The 18259-nt window shown below is 71.3% G+C and carries 17 protein-coding genes and 1 riboswitch; of the genes, 9 read left to right on the forward strand and 8 right to left on the reverse strand.

The genetic code is table 11. The features are described 5' to 3' along the window. Positions 1–75: 75 nt before the first annotated feature. Complete coding sequence (locus OH735_RS09375) at positions 76–603, reverse strand: SAV_6107 family HEPN domain-containing protein (RefSeq protein WP_406380923.1); 528 nt, start codon at positions 601–603, stop codon at positions 76–78. Positions 604–770: 167 nt separating this feature from the next. On the opposite strand from OH735_RS09375, the gene OH735_RS09380 reads away from it, so the two are divergent. From OH735_RS09380 to OH735_RS09400, 5 genes are all read left to right on the forward strand, one after another. Beyond that, entirely contained in the window at positions 771–1559 is a 789-nt protein-coding gene (locus OH735_RS09380; protein WP_406380924.1) for an ATP-binding cassette domain-containing protein, read from the forward strand. Continuing rightward, entirely contained in the window at positions 1531–3618 is a 2088-nt protein-coding gene (locus tag OH735_RS09385) for a YhgE/Pip family protein (protein ID WP_406380925.1), read from the forward strand. Before OH735_RS09380 ends, OH735_RS09385 begins: the two co-directional genes overlap by 29 nt. Positions 3619–3647: 29 nt before the next feature. Next, a complete protein-coding gene (locus OH735_RS09390) occupies positions 3648–4259 on the forward strand; it encodes a TetR/AcrR family transcriptional regulator (RefSeq protein WP_406380926.1) in 612 nt (203 codons plus the stop codon). Positions 4260–4751: 492 nt separating this feature from the next. Further along, the gene (locus tag OH735_RS09395) at positions 4752–5369 is read left to right on the forward strand and encodes a DUF4126 domain-containing protein (RefSeq protein ID WP_406380927.1); all 618 of its coding nucleotides are present in this window, start codon (positions 4752–4754) and stop codon (positions 5367–5369) included. A gap of 30 nt (positions 5370–5399) precedes the next feature. Next, on the forward strand, positions 5400–6917 hold the full coding sequence (locus OH735_RS09400; RefSeq protein ID WP_406380928.1) for a phytoene desaturase family protein: 1518 nt from the start codon (positions 5400–5402) through the stop codon (positions 6915–6917). A 102-nt stretch (positions 6918–7019) separates the two neighbouring features. On the opposite strand, the gene OH735_RS09405 is transcribed toward OH735_RS09400, so the two are convergent. From OH735_RS09405 to OH735_RS09435, 7 genes are all read right to left on the reverse strand, one after another. Further along, on the reverse strand, positions 7020–8084 hold the full coding sequence (locus OH735_RS09405; protein ID WP_406380929.1) for a hypothetical protein: 1065 nt from the start codon (positions 8082–8084) through the stop codon (positions 7020–7022). Positions 8085–8134: 50 nt separating this feature from the next. Continuing rightward, the gene (gene metF, locus OH735_RS09410) at positions 8135–9052 is read right to left on the reverse strand and encodes a methylenetetrahydrofolate reductase [NAD(P)H] (protein WP_406380930.1); all 918 of its coding nucleotides are present in this window, start codon (positions 9050–9052) and stop codon (positions 8135–8137) included. A 114-nt stretch (positions 9053–9166) separates the two neighbouring features. Next, positions 9167–9820, reverse strand: coding sequence for a thiamine phosphate synthase (thiE, locus tag OH735_RS09415; RefSeq protein WP_406380931.1), 654 nt, complete (start codon positions 9818–9820; stop codon positions 9167–9169). Between the two features lie 103 nt (positions 9821–9923). After that, positions 9924–10289, reverse strand: coding sequence for an Rv2175c family DNA-binding protein (locus OH735_RS09420; RefSeq protein WP_406380932.1), 366 nt, complete (start codon positions 10287–10289; stop codon positions 9924–9926). Between the two features lie 43 nt (positions 10290–10332). Beyond that, the gene (locus tag OH735_RS09425; RefSeq protein WP_406380933.1) at positions 10333–12081 is read right to left on the reverse strand and encodes a peptide-N4-asparagine amidase; all 1749 of its coding nucleotides are present in this window, start codon (positions 12079–12081) and stop codon (positions 10333–10335) included. A 116-nt stretch (positions 12082–12197) separates the two neighbouring features. After that, entirely contained in the window at positions 12198–13454 is a 1257-nt protein-coding gene (locus OH735_RS09430; protein ID WP_406380934.1) for an NAD(P)/FAD-dependent oxidoreductase, read from the reverse strand. A gap of 28 nt (positions 13455–13482) precedes the next feature. After that, positions 13483–13827: a hypothetical protein gene (locus OH735_RS09435; protein WP_406380935.1), complete on the reverse strand. Its 345-nt coding sequence runs from the start codon at positions 13825–13827 to the stop codon at positions 13483–13485. A gap of 51 nt (positions 13828–13878) precedes the next feature. After that, positions 13879–13992: riboswitch (TPP riboswitch) on the forward strand. On the opposite strand from OH735_RS09435, the gene thiO reads away from it, so the two are divergent. The 4 genes from thiO to pknB all read left to right on the forward strand — a co-directional run bounded on the left by thiO (position 13990) and on the right by pknB (position 18259). Beyond that, a complete protein-coding gene (thiO, locus tag OH735_RS09440; RefSeq protein ID WP_406380936.1) occupies positions 13990–15171 on the forward strand; it encodes a glycine oxidase ThiO in 1182 nt (393 codons plus the stop codon). It overlaps the preceding riboswitch by 3 nt. After that, the gene (gene thiS / locus OH735_RS09445) at positions 15168–15434 is read left to right on the forward strand and encodes a sulfur carrier protein ThiS (protein ID WP_406380937.1); all 267 of its coding nucleotides are present in this window, start codon (positions 15168–15170) and stop codon (positions 15432–15434) included. Before thiO ends, thiS begins: the two co-directional genes overlap by 4 nt. A gap of 2 nt (positions 15435–15436) precedes the next feature. Then, positions 15437–16231, forward strand: coding sequence for a thiazole synthase (locus tag OH735_RS09450; protein ID WP_406380938.1), 795 nt, complete (start codon positions 15437–15439; stop codon positions 16229–16231). 111 nt (positions 16232–16342) lie between these two features. Then, on the forward strand, positions 16343–18259 hold the full coding sequence (gene pknB, locus OH735_RS09455) for a Stk1 family PASTA domain-containing Ser/Thr kinase (RefSeq protein ID WP_406380939.1): 1917 nt from the start codon (positions 16343–16345) through the stop codon (positions 18257–18259).

Consider the following 18259-nt stretch of genomic DNA (forward strand, 5'->3'; position numbering starts at 1 on the left):
CCACTGACGGCGGAGCGTGAACAGTGCAGGTGGTACACGTGCTGTCCACCCTATTGCCTCGCGCCACCGTCTCCGTCACCCCGCGTCGGGCTGCTCCTTCCGGGCCCGTGGAAGCACCGGCTGAAGCACCAGCAGCCGCTCCACCAGGCGCAGGAACATTTCCACGTCACGCAGCAGGTCGTCGGCGTCCCGCCGGCTGGCCGCGCCCGGTATGCCGGCTTCCGCGCGGGCCCTGCGGCGGGCTCCCGAGGCGAACAGGGCGCTCCATTCGGTCAGCTCGGGGGCAATTTCCGGGAGGATTTCCCAGGCGCTGCGGATCCGCTCCCGGCGTCGCCTGGAGGTCTCGGGGCGGGCCCGCGCGGCGAGCACGGCGGCGGCAGTGCGCAGCGCGGCGAGGTGGGCGGTGGCATACCGCTCGTTCGGCACATCGAGAACGGCGGCCTCGTCGAGGCCGGTGCGGGCCTGGGCGAGCAGATCGAGGGCGGCGGGCGGCGCCGGGGTGCGGCGCAGAACGGGATGGACATCGCTTGCCGGGCCGGTCAGTGAGGGGGCAGGGCCGTCTGCGCGGCGCCGGGGTGCGGCTGCTGCGGACGAGTGGGCCATGACGAAACCTCCTGTCTCGTGTAACGGCTCCGTGGCCGTATGTATCCATCGTGGCGGGCACCACTGACAGTCGGCCGCATCCCCACCCTGACCTGCGCCTTTGCTTCGATCGCGAGTTCGGGCTAAGTTTTTGAACTGACTAGTCAGTTCAAAACGAGGGGGAGTCTGTGGACAGCCCGCACGGGGCAGCCGTCACCGCCGAGGGTCTCGGGCTCAGGGGACCGCGCGGCTGGGCCTTCCGGGGCGTGGGCATCGAGGCCGGGCCCGGCTCACTCGTGGCGATCGAGGGCCCCTCCGGCTCGGGCCGCACCTGCCTGCTGCTCGCGCTCACCGGGCGGATGCGCCCCACCGAGGGCCTGGTGGAGATCGGCGGGCTGCGTCTGCCGCGCCGGATGGCCGCCGTACGCCGCATCAGCGCACTGGGCCCGGTGTCCGGGGTCAGTGAGCTCGACCCGGCCTTCACCGTCGCGGAGCATCTGCGCGAGCGGGCCCTGCTGCAGCGCCGCTTCGACGGTTCGCTCCGCACTCTGCTGCGGCCGCGCGCCGAGCGCGCCGCTGCCGCGCGGGGACGGATCGACGCCGCGCTGGAGGCCGCCGGACTCGACCCCGCCACCCTGCCCAAGGCCGAGCGGACCTCCGTACGGGATCTGGAACGGCTGGAGGCGCTGCGGCTGTCCATCGCCCTCGCGCTGATCGGCCGGCCGCGGCTGCTCGCGGTGGACGACGCCGATCTCAAGCTCTCCGATGCCGAACGCGTCGAGGCCTGGGAGCTGTTGCGGTCCGTCGCGGACAGCGGCACGACCGTGCTCGCCGTGTGCAGCCAGGCGCCCGAGGACGCCATCACCGTACGTACCGACACCACGGCCGCTCGGGCAAACCCGCTGGATGCCGCGGCCGAGGAGACCACGACCGAGGAGGGACCGGCCGATGCGTTCGCCGAGACTGGCCGCGCTTGAGCTGAAGCGTTTCGGCAGGGGGAAACTGCCGGTCGCCGCGCTGATCGCGCTACTGCTGCTGCCGCTGCTCTACGGCGCCCTGTACCTGTGTTCCTTCTGGGACCCGTACGGCCGCCTCGACAGGATCCCGGTGGCACTGGTCAACAACGACAAGGGCGCCACCGCCGCCGGAAAGCGCATCACGGCAGGCGACGAGATCACCGGCAAGCTGCTCGACTCCAAGACCTTCGAGTGGCACGAGGTGAGTTCCGCCGAGGCGCGCAAGGGTGTCGAGGACGGTACGTACTACCTCTCGCTCACCATGCCGTCGGACTTCAGCAAGCGGATCGCGTCCAGTTCGGGCGACTCCCCCGAGACCGGCGCGCTCCAGGTGCGGACCAACGACGCCAACAACTACATCGTCGGGCAGATCTCCCGTTCGGTGTTCTCCGAGGTGCGCACCGCCGCGTCGACCAACGCCTCACGCGGTTTCCTCGACCGGATCTTCATCAACTTCTCCGACCTTCATGACGCCACCGCGAAGGCCGCCAAGGGTGCCGACGATCTCAAGGGCGGCATCGGCAAGGCAAAGAAGGGCTCGCAGGATCTCGCGGACGGGCTGAAGGACGCCAAGGACGGCAGCAGCAGTCTGGCCGGTGGGATCGTCAAGCTGAACAAGGGCGCGGGCGACCTCGAAACCGGCTCCCGGCAGGTCGCCGACGGCACCCAGCTCCTCGCCGACAAGGTCAACGGCGTGGCCGCCGACGTCCGCCCGTTCCTGAAGGACAACGGCAAGTCCATCGGCGACACCGCCCGGCTGGTCGCCGATTCCTCGCAGACCGTGCGGGACAACCTGGACCTGCTGGTGAAGACGGCTCCCACCGCAGCCACCGCCGCCCACACGGCCTCCGACGAACTGACCGAGGTCTACCGCACCCGTTGCACGGAGCAGCCGCTCGCCGACCCCACCGCCTGCCCGCCGCTGAAGCGCGCGAAGACCGCGGCGGCCGATGTCGCGAAGGTCGCCGACGATGTGAATGTGCTGGTCACCAACCAGAACGGGGATCTGAAGAAGCTGCGCGGCCGGCTGACCACGCTGCAGCGGCAGGCCGATGACCTGGCCAAGAACGCGCCGCACCTGGACGAGGACCTGAAGTCCGCCGTGAAGAAGGTCAACGCGCTGAACACCGGCGCCCACAAGGTCGCCAAGGGGGCGAACGAACTGCACACCGGCCTGGCCACGGCCAGGACGGGCTCCGCGAACCTGGACACAGGCGTGAGCAATCTCAAGAAGGGCGCGACCGACCTGGACGGCGGGCTGATCCGGCTCGGCGACGGCTCGGCGACCCTCGCCGAGGGACTCAACGACGGCGTCGGCGAGATCCCCGACTACGACAAGAAGGACCGCGACGCACGTACGAAGGTCATGGCCGACCCGGTGCGGCTGGCCTCCGAGTCGCTGCACACAGCCCCCAACTACGGCACCGGCTTCGCCCCCTACTTCATCCCGCTCTCCCTCTGGGTCGGCGCGATGGTGGCGTACATGCTGATCCAGCCGCTCAACCGGCGCGCACTCGCCGCCGGGGCCTCCGCCTGGCGGATCGCCTTCGCGGGCTGGCTGCCGGTCGCCGCGATCGGACTGCTCCAGGTGGCCGCCCTGATGTCCGTACTGCACTGGGGGCTCGGGCTGCAGATGACCCGAGCCGCCGGGACGATCGGCTTCCTCGCGCTGGTGACCTGCTGCTTCGCAGCGATCGTGCAGTGGCTCAACGCCCGGTTCGGGGCCGCGGGACGCATCCTCGTGCTGGCGGTGCTGATGCTCCAGCTGACCTCGGCCGGGGGTACGTACCCCGTGCAGACCAGCCCGGGATTCTTCAACGCGATCCACCCCTACCTGCCGATGAGTTACATCGTCGAGGGCCTGCGCCGGCTGATCACGGGCGGCGGCCTCGGGCCGGTCTGGCAGGGCAGCGCGGTGCTGCTGGCGTTCACAGCGGGGGCGCTCGCCCTGACCGCGGTGGCCGCGCGCCGCAAGCAGGTGTGGACACTGGAGCGGCTGCACCCGGAGCTGAGCCTGTGAGTGCGATCGGACCTGTGAGAATCAGGGGCATGGAAAGCAGTAGCACCACGCGCCGCCAGGCCACCCGGCAGAAGCTCTACGAGGCGGCCGTGACTCTCATCGCCGAGAAGGGCTTCTCGGCGACCACGGTGGACGAGATCGCCGAGCGCGCCGGGGTCGCCAAGGGCACGGTCTACTACAACTTCAAGAGCAAGACCGAACTCTTCGAGGAGTTGCTGCGCCACGGCGTCGGGCTGCTCACGGCATCGCTGCGCTCCGCGGCCGAGGACACCGAGGAGCGCGGCGGCACCCGGGTCGAGGCCCTGGACGCGATGATCAGGGCCGGTCTGGTCTTCATCGACCGCTACCCGGCCTTCACCCAGCTGTACGTGGCGGAGCTGTGGCGCACCAACCGGGCCTGGCAGTCGACCCTCCTGGTGGTGCGTCAGGAGGCCGTCGCCGTGGTCGAGGGGGTGTTGCGCGAGGGGGTGAAGAACGGTGAGCTCAGCGAGGAGATCGACGTCCAGCTGACGGCCGCGGCCCTGGTCGGCATGGTGCTCGTGGCCGCGCTGGACTGGCAGGCGTTCCAGCCGGAGCGGTCGATCGACGACGTGCACTCGGCGCTCTCGCTCCTGCTGCACGGCCGGGTCAGCGGACGCTGACCGGGAGACGTCGGCCGACCCGGCGGACGGCGTCGGCCGACCCGGCGGACGGCGGTGGCCAACCCCGGCGGCGGCCGGACCGGCGTACGGGCGGCGGGGACGAGTCACGCTGCCGAGCTGCCCGCTGAGCCGGAACGGTCCGGCGTACGGGCACGCGAAGAAGCCGGTCCGGTGAGGCTCGATCCCCCCGAGCCTGCGCCGGACCGGCGTCTCCTGTGCTGTCGGAGAGCCTTCCCCCGTGACCCCCGTTTCCCCCGTGGTCATCGGACTCTCCGTCGTACTCCCCCGTTCCGGAAGGAGTTGCCGCACCCGCTCCGCCGCCCCGTGTCGGCGGTGCCGGTGCCGCGCCCCTCCCCGTGGGCTCCACTCTCCCGTCCGCGCAGGTCGGAACCCATCCGCGCAACTACTCATCTCGTCGCCTAGGTACGGATACTCAGGGCTGCGCACCGATCCCCATCCCGGGCCTTACGCCATCTGGTTACGATCGCGTCCGTGTCCGTACTCCCTCTGGTGTTCACAAGCGGCTGGGCGAGCGGGATCAACGCCTATGCGGTGGTCCTGCTGCTCGGTGTCTTCGGCGCGACCGGTCTCACGGACGAGGTGCCCGCGTCGTTGCAGCGCACCGATGTCCTCGTCGTGGCCGGTGTGCTCTTCCTGTGCGAGGTGGTGGCGGACAAGATCCCGTACGTGGACTCGGTCTGGGACGCGGCGCACACCGTCATCAGGCCGGTCGCCGGGGCCGTCGTGGCGGCGCTGCTGGCCGGCGGGAGCGGTTCGCTGCCGGAGCTCGCGGCCGGGGCCGTGGGCGGTTCCACCGCCCTGGTGAGTCATCTGGTGAAGGCGGGCACCAGGATGGCGGTCAACACCTCCCCCGAACCGTTCAGCAACATCGCGGTGAGCACGGCCGAGGACCTGGGCGTCGCGGGAATCGTCACCTTCGCGATATTCCATCCGCTGGTGGCCGCGACCATCGCCGGAACCCTGCTGTTGCTCGGCATGGTGGTACTGGTCTTCCTGGCCTCCCGGATCCGCCGGTTCCTGCGCCGCAGGGCACGGCGCCGCGAGGAGAAACGCCTGGCGGGAGCTGGTTCGCACCGGCCGCTGGGCTGACTGTCGGAGGTGGCCGTTAAGGTCACTGACATGGCACGTATTACGGTGATCGGCGCCGGGATGGGCGCGATGGCAGCGGCCGCCCGGCTCGCCGTGGCAGGCCACCGGGTGACGGTTTACGAGCGGTCGGACACCTTCGGCGGCTCGGTCGGCCGGTACACCCATGAGGGCTTCGCGTTCGACACCGGTCCCACGCTGCTGCATCTGCCCGCGGTCTACCGCGACCTGTTCGTGAAGACGGGCAAGGAGCCGCTGGAGCGGGGCGTCACGATGACCCAGGTCGATCCGGCGAGCCGCCACGTCTTCGCGGACGGCACGGCGGTCTCGCTGCCCAATGCCTCACGGGCCGGGGTGGTCGCCGCCCTGGACACCGCGCTCGGGGGCGGCGCGGGCGCGGCCTGGGGCGAGTTCCTCGACCGGGCGCGCGACGCCTGGGACCGGTCCCGGCGTCCGCTCCTGGAGGAGCCGCTGCGCTCCGACTGGCAGGTGCTCGGCCGGGATCCGTATCCGGCGCTCCGGCAGCGCCGCCTGCTGCGCCCGGCCCGTCGGGCGGAAACGGTGGCGGAGATCGGCGCGTGGGAGCTGCCGGACCCCCGGCTGGCCGCCCTTCTCGACGGGTACGCCCTGTCGTACGGGCTCGACCCGCTGCGCGCCCCGGCGGCGGCCGCCCTGCTGCCGTACATGGAGGAGACCTTCGGCAGCTGGTACGTCTGCGGCGGGATCCGGGCCCTGGCGCAGGCGGTGTACGAGCGGTGCCTCGCCCGGAAGGTGGAGTTCGTCTTCGGCGGCGAGGTGGCCCGGGTCGTCGAGAAGGACGGCCGGGCGGCAGGCGTAGAGCTCGTGGACGGGACGGTCGCCGAGGCGGAACACGTGGTGCTGGGAGCCCGCCCGCATCCGGGCCTGGTGCCCGGTCAGGAGCTGTGGCAGGACGGCGATGTGGCGGTTCAGCCGCGGCCGGGGCACGGGTTGGTGCCGGGCCGGTTCCTGGTCCTGCTGTCGCTGCGCGGCGCCCGGCCGGGGGACGCCGTGCACCGGACCCTGGTCCACCCGGCGGACGGCGCGGCGGAGCGCGAGGCGGTGTTCGGCGGCCGGCTCGCCGACCGTCCCACGGTGACGGTGCTGCGTCCGGACGACCCGTCGACCCGCCCCGACGACGCACACGAGGCGGTGACGCTGATGGCGACGGTCGCCCCGCACGGCGCGGTCGACTGGACGGACCGGGCGGTGCGCGAGCGGTGTGCCGACGCGCTGATCGAGGCGGCCGGCGCGGCCGTGCCCGGCCTGCGGGAGCGGCTGCTCCACGCCGAGGTGCGGACCCCGGCCGAGACGGCGGGCGACACCGGCGCAGAGGGCGGTTCGGTGCCCGCGCCCGCGCTGGCCGGGGCGCAGGGCGCGTATCTGCATCCGGGCAATCGCACCCGGCTGCCGGGGCTCTACGTCGCGGGCGGCTGGTCGCACCCGGGCGGCGGGCTCGCCCATGCGGGGATGTCGGGGGCGCTGGTCGCCGGGCTGATCGTGGAGGGGGACGGGTTCCGGGGCTCGCAATGATCCCGGAAGCCGCCAGGGGCCCGTCGTCGGTGGAAGCTGTCTGCCCCGTCTGCCGCGCCCGTCGTCGGTAGTAGCTGTCTGTCCCGTCTGCCGGGCCCGTCGTCAGTAGCGGTGCTGCTGTTCGTCGTAGCCGTTGCCGTTGGCGTAGCCGTTCGGGTACGGGGCGGGCTGCACGGGCTGCTCCGGAGGCATGGGCGGGTACTGCTCGCCCTCGCGCTGCTGCGGCACCCAGACGCCGCCGGGCGGGGTCTCGGGGGCGTACTGCTGGGCGTACGGGTCGGCGGTGTACTGCTGCTGGCCGCCGTAGCTGTCGTAGCCGTTGCCGTAGCTGTCGTACGCGGCGTACTGCGTGGAACCGCCGGTGGTGCCGGTCCCGATGTACGGGTCGGAGTACGCGGCGTACTGCTGCTGACCGGTGTCGTAGTCGTACTGCCCCTGCCCGGCGAAGGAGTCCTGGCCGGCGAAGGAGTCGTGGCCGCCGAGGGAATCCTGGCCCGCATAGGGATCCTGGCCGCCGAGGGAATCCTGGCCCGCATAGGGATCCTGGCCGCCGAGGGAATCCTGGCCCGCATACGAATCCTGGCCCGGCGCCGCGTACCCGGAGTGGCCGGCGTAGGGGTCGTACGCGGCGTACTGCGGCTGCTGTTCCGTCTGCCTGCCCTGGCTCCGGCCCTGCTGCGACCGCTGGTGATCACTGTAGATGCCGTACTGCCCGGTGTCGTCGGGCAGCGGCTCCGGCTCGTAGACCGCGGCCCGCTGCGCCGGGCTCCCCGGTGCCGCGGACGGTGCCGCCGCGGTGTCCGTCTGCGCCGGGACCCGCTCGTCGTACTCCAGTTCCAGGTCCGACACCTCGAGCGTGGGCTCGCGGCCGTCCCGGTCGCCACCGCCCCGGCGGCGGCGGCTCTCGCCGGGGCGGCCCCCTATCGCCCAGCCGGTGGAGAAGCCGCGCCGGAAGGACAGCGTGACGTACGTCTGACCGGTCGCGAACGCGATGGTGCCGACGGCGATGACGAACACGGACGGCATCAGCACGCCGACGACCACGCAGCCGAAGCCCGCGAAGGCGAGCAGACGCCAGCGCAGGCGTGCCTTGTACTGCAGGAGCACCTCACCGAGCAGCCACAGCGCGACGATTCCGAACGCGATGTAGAGGACCGTCCAGCCCATGTCCGCCCCCTTCTACGGCCACCGCCCCGGATCGTGGCGGGTACGGCCGGTCACGACTGCTTGTGCAGTCCGAGATTCTCGTAGATTTCGAGCGTCGCCGTCGAGTTGTTGAGCGTGATGAAGTGCAGTCCGGGCACACCCTCGGATCGCAGCCTCGCGCAGAACTGCGTTGCGAAGTCGATGCCAATGGAGCGTACAGCGGCGGGATCGTCCTTGGCGGCGAGGATGCGTTCTTTCAGGGAAGAAGGGAAAGACGCGTTGCTGAGCTGCGCAAAGCGTTCCAACTGCTTGACGCTGGTCAGCGGCATGACCTCGGGGATGATCGGGGTTTCGCAACCCGCAGCGACCGCCCGGTCACGCATCCGCAAATAGTCCTCCGGATTGAAGAACATCTGCGTGATCGCATAGTCGGCACCGGCGCGGCACTTGTCCACGAAATGCCGGATGTCGGTGTCCCAGTCGGTCGAGCGCGGGTGCATCTCGGGAAATGCCGCGACGCCGACACAGAAATCTCCGGATTCCTTGATGAGCCGGACGAGATCGGCGGCGTACCGCACACCCTGCGGGTGCTTGACCCACTCGCCCATCGGGTCGCCCGGTGGGTCTCCGCGCACGGCGAGGATGTTCCGGATCCCGGCGTCGGCGTACTGCCCGATCATGTTGCGCAGCTCGGCGACGGAGTGGTTGACCGCAGTGAGGTGCGCGACCGGGGTGAGGGTGGAATCGGCGGCGATCTGCTCGGCGACCCTGACCGTGCCCGCCCGGGTGGAGCCACCCGCCCCGTACGTCACGGAGACGAAGCTCGGCCTCACCGCCTCGACGCGGCGCAGCGCATTCCAGACGTTCCGCTCGCCCTTCTCGGTCTTGGGCGCCCAGAACTCGAACGAATACGAAGTCTTGCCGGTCGCGAGGAGCTCACGCACCGTGCGTGCGTGATCTGTCCTGGTAGATGGTGTGCCAAGGGCCATACCGGCAGGTTAACCAGAGCGCGACGACCGCAGGACCAGACCAGCGTCAATTGTCCGAATTGACCGGTTGTTTGTCCACCCTTCGGACAGCCGGCTTCGGGCACCCCGGTCGGATCAGATTCCGGCGCGCGCCCGGATTCGCTCGGCCAGCCCGGCGGTGGCGGCGGCCGGGTCGGTGGCCTCCGTGATCGCCCGTACGACGACCACCCGGCGCGCTCCGGCGTCCAGCACCTCGTCGAGATTGCCCGCGTCGATCCCGCCGATGGCGAACCACGGGCGTCGGGTGCCGAGCGAGGCGGCGTACCGCACGAGGTCCAGGCCCGGGGCGTGCCGGCCGGGCTTGGTCGGGGTGGGCCAGCAGGGGCCGGTGCAGAAGTAGTCCACCCCGGGCTCGGCCACGGCCGCGTCGACCTCGGACTCGGCGTGGGTGGAGCGGCCGATCACCACGTCCTCGCCGATGATGGCGCGGGCGGCGGGGACCGGCAGGTCGCCCTGGCCGAGGTGCAGCACATCGGAGCCGACGGCGTGGGCGACATCGGCCCGGTCGTTCACCGCGAGGAGCTTGCCGTGGCGCTTGCAGGCGTCGGCGAAGACAGCCAGGTGTTCGAGCTCCTCGGCCGCCTCCATGCCCTTGTCGCGCAGTTGGACGATGTCCACCCCGCTGGAGAGGACGGCGTCGAGGAACGCGGGGAGGTCACCCTGGCGCTTGCGGGCGTCCGTGCACAGATAGAGCCGGGCGTCGGACAGCTGCGCGCGAGGCGTGGGCATGGCGCGGTTCCCCCTGGAGAGCGTTGCGGAACGGTTGTCGGTACGGCGCGGGGGTGCGGGCCGCGCACTGCTGCGCGGCCCGCCCCTCACATACGGCCTGCGGTCAGACGGCCAGCGCCTGGGCGCGACGCTTCACCTCCGTGCCGCGATTCTCGCTCAGTGCCTGGGCAGGGGTGCCCGGCAGGGTCGGGTCGGGGGTGAAGAGCCATTCCAGCATCTCTTCGTCGGTGTAGCCGTCGTCCTTCAGGAGCGTCAGGGTGCCGGAGAGGCCCTTGACCACCTTGTCGCCGTCGATGAAGGCGGCAGGCACCTGGAGCGCCCGGTTCTCACCACGTCGTACGGCAATGAGCTGGCCCTCCTTGACCAGCTGCCGCACGCGCGTCACCTCGACACCGAGCATTTCGGCGATGTCGGGGAGGTGGAGCCAGGCGGGGACGAGAGCATCGATCTTTGCGTCAATCTCGGTCACGGGGACAAGCCTGCCATCCCGGACTGACAGCCGATACCCGGACTCAGCCCTTCAGGGCGTCACGGACCACGTCCGCGACGCGGCAACGGGACTGCTGGTCGCTGGTGATCCAGCCATGGGCGGACTCCAGGACACGCGAGTAGCAGGCTCCGGTGTCGGTGGTGCCCCGGTACTTCTCGGTCGAGGCACCGTCCGCGGCGGTGACCACGCCGCCCGTGCGGACGAGGTTGCCGGTCGAGTCCACGGTGTCGTCCGTGACGGCGTCCGTGCGCCACACGCGCGCGGAGCCCGTCCGGGAGGTGTCGATCAGCACACGGCGCTGGGTGACGGCGGCCCTCAGGTCGTAGTTGTTGTAGTCGCCGTAGACCGGGATGTCCATGTCGACGTCGATGGGGTAGGACCAGGCGTGCCGCTGCGCGCTGGTACGCCCGCCCGTCGTGGTCGTCACCGTGGTGGCGCCGTGGTCGCGCTGGTGCATCGTCTGCTGCTGCCCGGTCCTGGAGACGTTGTCCGTGTTGGTGTACGCGAACTCCTGCTCGACGGTGGTGGTGACCCGGCCCTTCGAGGTCTCGACATAGCCCGAGATCTTCCAGGAGCGGCCGGTCGACACGGAGACGTCCGTGGAGCCGTTCTTGCCCGGGGTCTGGACGGTCTTCACGACCGGGGTGTGGCTGAGCGTGTTGGTGGTCACCTTGCCGCTCGTGCGGGACGCGTGCGCGTCCGTGTCGAGGAAGAGCGAACCGTCGACATTCCAGCCGTCGGCCGCGCCGTACGGGGTGATGCTGATCGCGTGCGGCTTGCCGTCGGCCAGCAGACCCGCGAAGGGGGTGAGGTCGATGTCGTACGCCTCGGTCCTGAACTGGTCGATGGCCGGGATCGGGCGCCACAGGGTCGGCACGATGCCGCCGGAGTACACCACGGGGTACGGCTGGGCGAGACCGGCGGGCTGTCCGTCGACCGCGACCTGCACCTCACGGTAGGGGCCGCCGCCGCAGAGGTAGTCCGGAGCGGTTTCCGCCAGGTCGCTGGGGACCGCGTCGAACCACTGCTCGTCGCAGCCGCCCCCGCGTGCGTAGACCTCCAGGCGCGCGTTGGTCAGATTGCGCGGGAAGGTGACCTCGGTGCGGGTGGAGCCGCCCTTGCCGACGTTCATCCAGGGGGCGCCGGCGGAGTTGGTGTTACCGAGCGGGATGATGCTGTCAGCCGTGGTGGCGGCCGGGTGACGCTTGTCGGCCTGGTAGTACGTGATCTTCAGGTTGATCTTGTACACGCCGGTGTACGTCTCGTTGACGACATTGCCCAGTTCGAGCTGGAGCTTCTGCGGGTCCTTGAGGAGCGGCGCGAAGTCGGTGATGTCCTTGGCGACGTGCCAGCTGATGCCGTCGCCGTCGGGCTCGGCGGTGCTGGTGCGGAAGACCTCCGCGCCACCGATGAAGACTGCGGCGAGGCGGTCGTACTGACGCCCCTTCACGCTGCCCGACCAGTCGAGGACGACCTTGTTCCACGGACCCTTGCACTTCTCGGGCGGGGTGAGCGTGGTGGTGTACGGCGGTCCGCCGAGGGTGTAGCCGAAGTCGTGGTCGACGGCCGTCACCGAGCAGTGCTCGGTGTCCGGGCGGGAGACCGGCGGCAGCGCGTCGATCGGATCCTGGTAGTCGACAGCCGGGTTGGAGCCGGGCTTGGGAGTGTCGCCCGCGTACGCCGGGGCGGCGAGTGCGCCTCCGACCAGGGCAATCGACGCCGAGGCCATGGAGATTCCACGCAACGCGCGGGCCCATCTGTGTCGAAACATGCGCATCCTTCGAAGAGTATGAAATGAGCACTCTAAAAGATGCACAGTGCACTAACTTTTACCTCCCCCCAAGGAGTTGTCCATATATCGGACACCAACGTCCGCTTCCCGTACACCTATTGACGAGTCGCCGACTTCAGCGGTACGGAGGGGTCGGCGGCCCGTGCCGGATCGAGATGTGCCCCCGCCTCGATGAGCTTGCGCCCCTGCGCCAGATCGCGCGGCCGGCCGACGGCGAGGACCGCGACCAGGACGCCGTCGCGCAGCCAGCACACCGACCAGGAGGGACCGGCCGGATCGCCGCGCCACAGCAGGGTGTCGGCGCTCCCGTGGTGGCCCGCGTACTGCACGAACCGGTCGAACTGCTCGGACCAGAAGTACGGCACGGGGTCGTACGTCAGCGGCGCGGGTTCACCGTCGGCAGCGCCGGCGATGATGTTGGCGGCGGCGGTCCGCGGGCCCTGGAGGGCGTTGTCCCAGTGGTGGACGAGCAGGCGTTCGCCGTACCGGGCGGAGGGGAACGAGGCGCAGTCACCGACCGCGTACACATCGGGGAGCGAGGTGCGCAGCGCCCCGTCGGCGGTCACCGATCCGTCGGGGCCGAGCGCGATGCCGGAGCCGGCCAGCCAGCCGGTGGCGGGCCGTGCGCCGATTCCGACGACGACCGCTCCGGCCGGGATCGTGCGGCCGTCCGCGAGGATCACCCGGCCGGGTTCGATGCGGGCGACCCGGGCTCCGGTAAGGAGTTCGGCGCCGCTCTCGGCGTACCAGGCGGCCATCGGGGCGGCGACCTCGGCGGGCATCGCGCCCGCGAGGGGCCGGTCGGCGGCCTCGACGACGGTGACTTCGCAGCCCGCGGCGCGGGCCGCGGTGGCGAACTCGGCGCCGATCCAGCCCGCGCCGACGACCACGACGCCGTGCCGCTCGTCGAGGACGGGACGCAGCCGTGCCGCGTCGTCGAGGGTGCGCAACAGATGGACGCCGGGAACGCCCTCGGCGCCGGGCAGGACGACCGGTTCGGCGCCGGTCGCGATCACCAGGACGTCGTATGCAACGGGTCCTGACGGGGTGTCCAGCTCATGCGCGCCCGGCCGCACACCGGTGACTTCGCGACCCAGCTGCAGATCGATGTCCAGCGCGTCGAAGTCGACGTCGAAGGCGGAGTCCTCGGCCTTGCCGAGCAGTACCGCCTTGGACAGCGGGGGTCGGTCGTAGGGCTGGTGCGGTTCGGCGCCGATGAGGACGAGGGAGCCGGTGAAGCCCTGTTCCCTCAGCGCCACCGCCGTCTGTACGCCGGCCATGCCCGCGCCGACGATGACGACGCGGCGCCCTGACTGCCGGTCCGGCTGCTCTGACTGCTGCTGCTCGCTCACCCGTACACCTTACGCATCTGACGGTCCGTCAGGAAAGAGGGATCTCTTCCACCGCGCTCGTCCCGCTGCCCTCCTGCGACTCCCATTCCCATCGCTCGTCCAGCCGGACCCGTCCGTCCGGGAGATCGACGACGGTGGAGACGCAGTGACCGGAAGACGTTGTTCCGTCGTGCTTGAGCTGGACGTACCTGAAGTCGAGGGTGTCCTCGACGCGGGTGCCGACGAGATGGCCGCGGATCACGTCGCCGCCGGCGTACTCGGCCCAGATCCGGCCGCCCTCCTCGTGGTACGTGAAGCGGGTACGGGTACCGACCTGGCCCGGGGCCTGGTCGGCGACCGGTGAGAGGACGAGTCCGTCGAGCGAACGGGCCACGGTGACGGCTCCCTTACAGGGTCCGGAGGGCTGGGTTTAGGGTGGCCAACGTAAAACACTCGCGGGAGCCCGGACGCACCGGGCTGAGAGGGAGGCTGGGGCGGCCTCCGACCGTACGAACCTGATCCGGGTCATGCCGGCGAAGGGAGGGGCTGGACGCCCATGCGTTCTTCTCGGAACGGAAACGGATCCGACGTCCTGGTCGTCGGGGGCGGGATCATCGGTCTGGTGACCGCCTGGCGGGCCGCGCAACGCGGACTGCGCATCGCGGTCGCCGACCCCGAACCGGGCGGCGGGGCCGCCCAGGTGGCGGCCGGCATGCTGGCCGCCGTCACCGAACTCCACTACGGCGAACAGATGCTGCTGGCCCTCAATGTCGCCTCGGCCGCCCGCTATCCGGCCTTCGCGGCCGAACTGGAAGCGGCGAGCGGGCGGGAGACCGGTTTCCGCGCCTGCGGCACCCTGGCCGTCGCGCTGGACTCCGACGACCGCGCCCATCTGCGGGAACTGCACGCCCTGCAGCAGCGTTCGGGCCTGGAGTCGCAGTGGCTCACGGGCCGCGAATGCCGCCGTCTGGAGCCGATGCTCGCACCCAACGTACGCGGCGGTCTGCGGGTCGACGGCGACCACCAGATCGATCCGCGCCGGCTGGCCGCCGCGCTGCTGACCGCCTGCGAGCGGGCCCGGGTGGTCTTCCACCGCGGCCGGGTGGAGCGCCTGACGGTCGTACGCGACCGGGCCGCCGGAGCCGTGCTCGCCGGGGGTACGGAGCTCGGCGCCGACCAGGTCGTGCTCGCCGCGGGCAGCCTCAGCGGCCGCCTCCCGGGGCTGCCGGACGAGGTCGTGCCACCGGTCCGGCCGGTGAAGGGGCAGGTGCTGCGGCTGACCGTGCCCGCCGCGTACGCGCCCTTCCTCACCCGGACCGTCCGGGCCATGGTCCGGGGCAGCCATGTCTATCTCGTACCGCGCGAGAACGGCGAACTGGTCGTCGGCGCCACCAGCGAGGAGATGGGCTGGGACACCACGGTCACGGCGGGTGGCGTCTACGAGCTGCTGCGGGACGCCCACGAGCTGGTGCCCGGCATCACCGAACTGCCGCTCACCGAGACCCGCGCCGGTCTGCGCCCCGCCTCCCCCGACAACGCCCCGCTGCTCGGCCCCACCGCCCTGCCCGGCCTCCACCTCGCCACCGGCCACCACCGCAACGGGGTGCTGCTCACCCCCGTCACCGGTGACGTCATGGCGGCGCTGCTGGCCGACGGCGAGCTGCCCGAGCCGGCCCGCCCCTTCACCCCGCACCGCTTCCAGCCCGCCGCCCCCGTACGTCAGGAGCAGCCCGCATGACCGAGCCCGCGCCCCGCCCCCGGACCGCACCGCCCTCCGATCCCGCACCCGTCTCCGTGTCCGTGTCCGTGTCCGTGAACGGCGAGGTCCGTCTCCTCGCCGCGGGCACCACCCTGGACGCCCTTGTCGCCACCCTGACCACGGCGCACTCCGGCGTCGCAACCGCCGTCAACGAGACCGTCGTCCCGCGCGGCCGGTGGTCCGCGACCGTGCTCGGTGACGGTGACCGTGTCGAGGTCCTGACCGCGGTCCAGGGAGGCTGACCATGTCCGACGACCTCTTCGCTCTCGGCGACACCGCCTTCGGTTCCCGGCTGATCATGGGAACGGGCGGGGCGCCCAGCCTCGACGTGCTGGAGCGTTCCCTGACCGTCTCCGGTACCGAGCTCACCACCGTCGCGATGCGCCGCCTCGACCCGACCGTGCAGGGCTCGGTGCTCTCCGTCCTCCAGCGGCTCTCCATCCGCGTGCTGCCGAACACCGCGGGCTGCTTCACCGCGGGCGAGGCCGTGCTGACCGCCCGGCTGGCCCGCGAGGCGCTCGGCACCGACTGGATCAAGCTGGAGGTGGTGGCCGACGAGCGGACCCTGCTGCCCGATCCGATCGAGCTGCTGGACGCCGCGGAGACCCTGGTGGACGACGGCTTCACGGTGCTTCCGTACACCAATGACGACCCGGTGCTGGCCCGCAGGCTCCAGGACGTGGGGTGCGCGGCGATCATGCCGCTCGGCTCCCCCATCGGCTCCGGCCTCGGCATCCGCAATCCGCACAACTTCCAGCTGATCGTCGAGCAGGCCCGGGTGCCGGTGATTCTCGACGCGGGCGCCGGGACGGCCTCGGACGCGGCGCTCGCGATGGAGCTGGGGTGCGCGGCGGTGATGCTGGCGTCCGCGGTGACCCGGGCCCAGGAGCCGGAGCTGATGGCCGCGGCGATGCGGCACGCGGTGGAGGCCGGGCGGCTGGCGTACCGCGCGGGCCGGATCCCGCGCCGCCATTTCGCCGAGGCTTCGTCGCCGGTGAAGGGGCGTGCGGCGCTGGACCCGGAGCGCCCGGCGTTCTGACCCGCCGGGACGCCGTGGACCGCATGTTCCTGTCACGGCTCGGCTGCAGTACGGCCCCGGGACCGCTCCGGCCCGTGGGAGGTGTCCGTGGCGGCTCGTAGACTCGCATGTGTGGATACGACCCTCCAGGACCCTCTCGTCGGGCAGCTGCTCGACGGCCGCTACCGCGTCGATGCCCGCATCGCCGTGGGCGGCATGGCCACGGTCTACCGGGCCGTGGACACCCGGCTCGACCGGGTGCTCGCCCTCAAGGTGATGCACCCGGCACTCGCCACCGACGCCTCGTTCGTCGAGCGCTTCATCCGCGAGGCCAAGTCCGTGGCCCGGCTCGCGCACCCCAATGTGGTCGCGGTCTTCGACCAGGGCACGCAGGGCCAGTACGTGTACCTCGCGATGGAGTACGTCGCGGGCTGCACGCTGCGTGACGTGCTGCGCGACCGCGGCGCCCTGCAGCCAAGAGCCGCGCTGGACATCCTGGAGCCGGTCCTCGCCGCCCTCGGCGCCGCGCACCGTGCGGGCTTCGTGCACCGTGACATGAAGCCGGAGAACGTCCTCATAGGGGACGACGGCCGGGTCAAGGTCGCGGACTTCGGTCTCGTACGGGCGGTGGGCGCCGTCACCAACACCACCGGGTCGGTCCTGGGCACCGTCTCCTATCTCGCTCCCGAGCAGATCGAGCACGGCACGGCGGACACCCGTACCGATGTGTACGCCTGCGGTGTCGTCCTGTACGAAATGCTGACCGGTGCCAAGCCGCGTGCCGGAGACACCCCCGCCCAGGTGATCTACCAGCACCTCAACGAGGACGTCCCGGCCCCCTCGGCCGTCGTTCCGGGGCTCCCGGTCGCGCTCGACGACCTGGTGGCGAGCGCCACCGCCCGTAACCCCGAGGTCCGCCCGTTCGACGCGGTGGCACTGCTCGCCGAGGCCCGTGAGGCCCGCTCCGGCCTCACGGACGCCCAGCTGGACGCCGTACCGCCGCAGGCCCTCGCCGAGGCGCACGACGCCGCCGAGGACCGTACGAGCGTGATCCCGCGGCTGGTCCCGGCCGATCAGGGCGTCGCCCATCACACCAGCCGGCTGGAGATGCCCGCGCCGATGCCGCCGCGGCCCGTGCCGCGCGGACCCTGGCGCCTCGGTCCGCGGCGCTCCGTCATGGCCGCGGTCGTCGCCGTGCTGCTGGTGCTGGGGGTCGGCACGGGTGTCTGGTACATCAACTCCGGGCAGTTCACCCGGGTGCCCTCGCTGCTCGGCCAGACCGAGAAGACCGCCCAGCAGCGGCTCTCCGACGCCGGTCTGGAGCTCAAGGGCGTCAAGCGGGCCTACAGCGACACCATGGATCGCGGCAAGGTCATCAGCAGCGATCCGGCGTCCGGTGCCCGCATCCGGGGGAACGACGCGGTGACGCTGGTCGTCTCGCGCGGCCCCGAGATCGTGAAGGTGCCCGATGTCCGGGACCGGGCGCTCGCCGACGCCCGGCGCGAGCTGAAGAAGGCCGGCCTGGTGCCCGGCATGGTCACCAAGGAGTTCAGCGAGCAGACGAGGCGGGGCGAGGTGATTCGTACGGACCCCGCGGCCGGCGCCGAACGCCACCCGGACTCCGCGGTCGCCCTGGTCGTCAGCAAGGGCGCCCCGGTCGACGTCCCCGATGTCACCGGACTGTCCGTCGTGGACGCCACCGCCGCGCTGGACGAGCAGGGCCTGAAGGCCCAGGTGCTGCCCGACCGGGTCAACTCCCCCGAGGTCGCGGGCGACATCGCCCATCAGTCACCGGCCCGGGGCAGCCAGGCCGCCGAGGGCGACACCATCACGCTCACGGTCTCCAAGGGACCGCGGATGATCGACGTCCCGGACGTCACCGGCAAGGACGTCGACGAGGCCAGGAGCGACCTGGAGAACGCGGGCTTCGAGGTCAAGGTCGACCGCCCGTTCCTCTCCTTCAGCGACACCATCGCGAGCCAGTCCGTCGATGGCGGAAAACAGGCCCCCGAGGGCAGCACCATCACCATCAAGACCAAGGGGCTCTAG

Origin of the sequence: Streptomyces sp. NBC_01618, from assembly GCF_045209435.1 — a bacterium.
In the GTDB taxonomy this organism is placed as follows: Bacteria; Actinomycetota; Actinomycetes; order Streptomycetales; family Streptomycetaceae; genus Streptomyces.

Coding starts and splice junctions, on each gene's coding strand:
- OH735_RS09375 (WP_406380923.1), bottom strand. CDS start 603: ATGGCCCACTCGTCCGCAGCAGCCGCACCCCGGCGCCGCGCAGACGGC.
- OH735_RS09385 (WP_406380925.1), top strand. CDS start 1,531: ATGCGTTCGCCGAGACTGGCCGCGCTTGAGCTGAAGCGTTTCGGCAGG.
- OH735_RS09390 (WP_406380926.1), top strand. CDS start 3,648: ATGGAAAGCAGTAGCACCACGCGCCGCCAGGCCACCCGGCAGAAGCTC.
- OH735_RS09400 (WP_406380928.1), top strand. CDS start 5,400: ATGGCACGTATTACGGTGATCGGCGCCGGGATGGGCGCGATGGCAGCG.
- OH735_RS09405 (WP_406380929.1), bottom strand. CDS start 8,084: ATGGGCTGGACGGTCCTCTACATCGCGTTCGGAATCGTCGCGCTGTGG.
- metF (WP_406380930.1), bottom strand. CDS start 9,052: ATGGCCCTTGGCACACCATCTACCAGGACAGATCACGCACGCACGGTG.
- thiE (WP_406380931.1), bottom strand. CDS start 9,820: ATGCCCACGCCTCGCGCGCAGCTGTCCGACGCCCGGCTCTATCTGTGC.
- OH735_RS09425 (WP_406380933.1), bottom strand. CDS start 12,081: ATGTTTCGACACAGATGGGCCCGCGCGTTGCGTGGAATCTCCATGGCC.
- thiO (WP_406380936.1), top strand. CDS start 13,990: ATGCGTTCTTCTCGGAACGGAAACGGATCCGACGTCCTGGTCGTCGGG.
- thiS (WP_406380937.1), top strand. CDS start 15,168: ATGACCGAGCCCGCGCCCCGCCCCCGGACCGCACCGCCCTCCGATCCC.
- OH735_RS09450 (WP_406380938.1), top strand. CDS start 15,437: ATGTCCGACGACCTCTTCGCTCTCGGCGACACCGCCTTCGGTTCCCGG.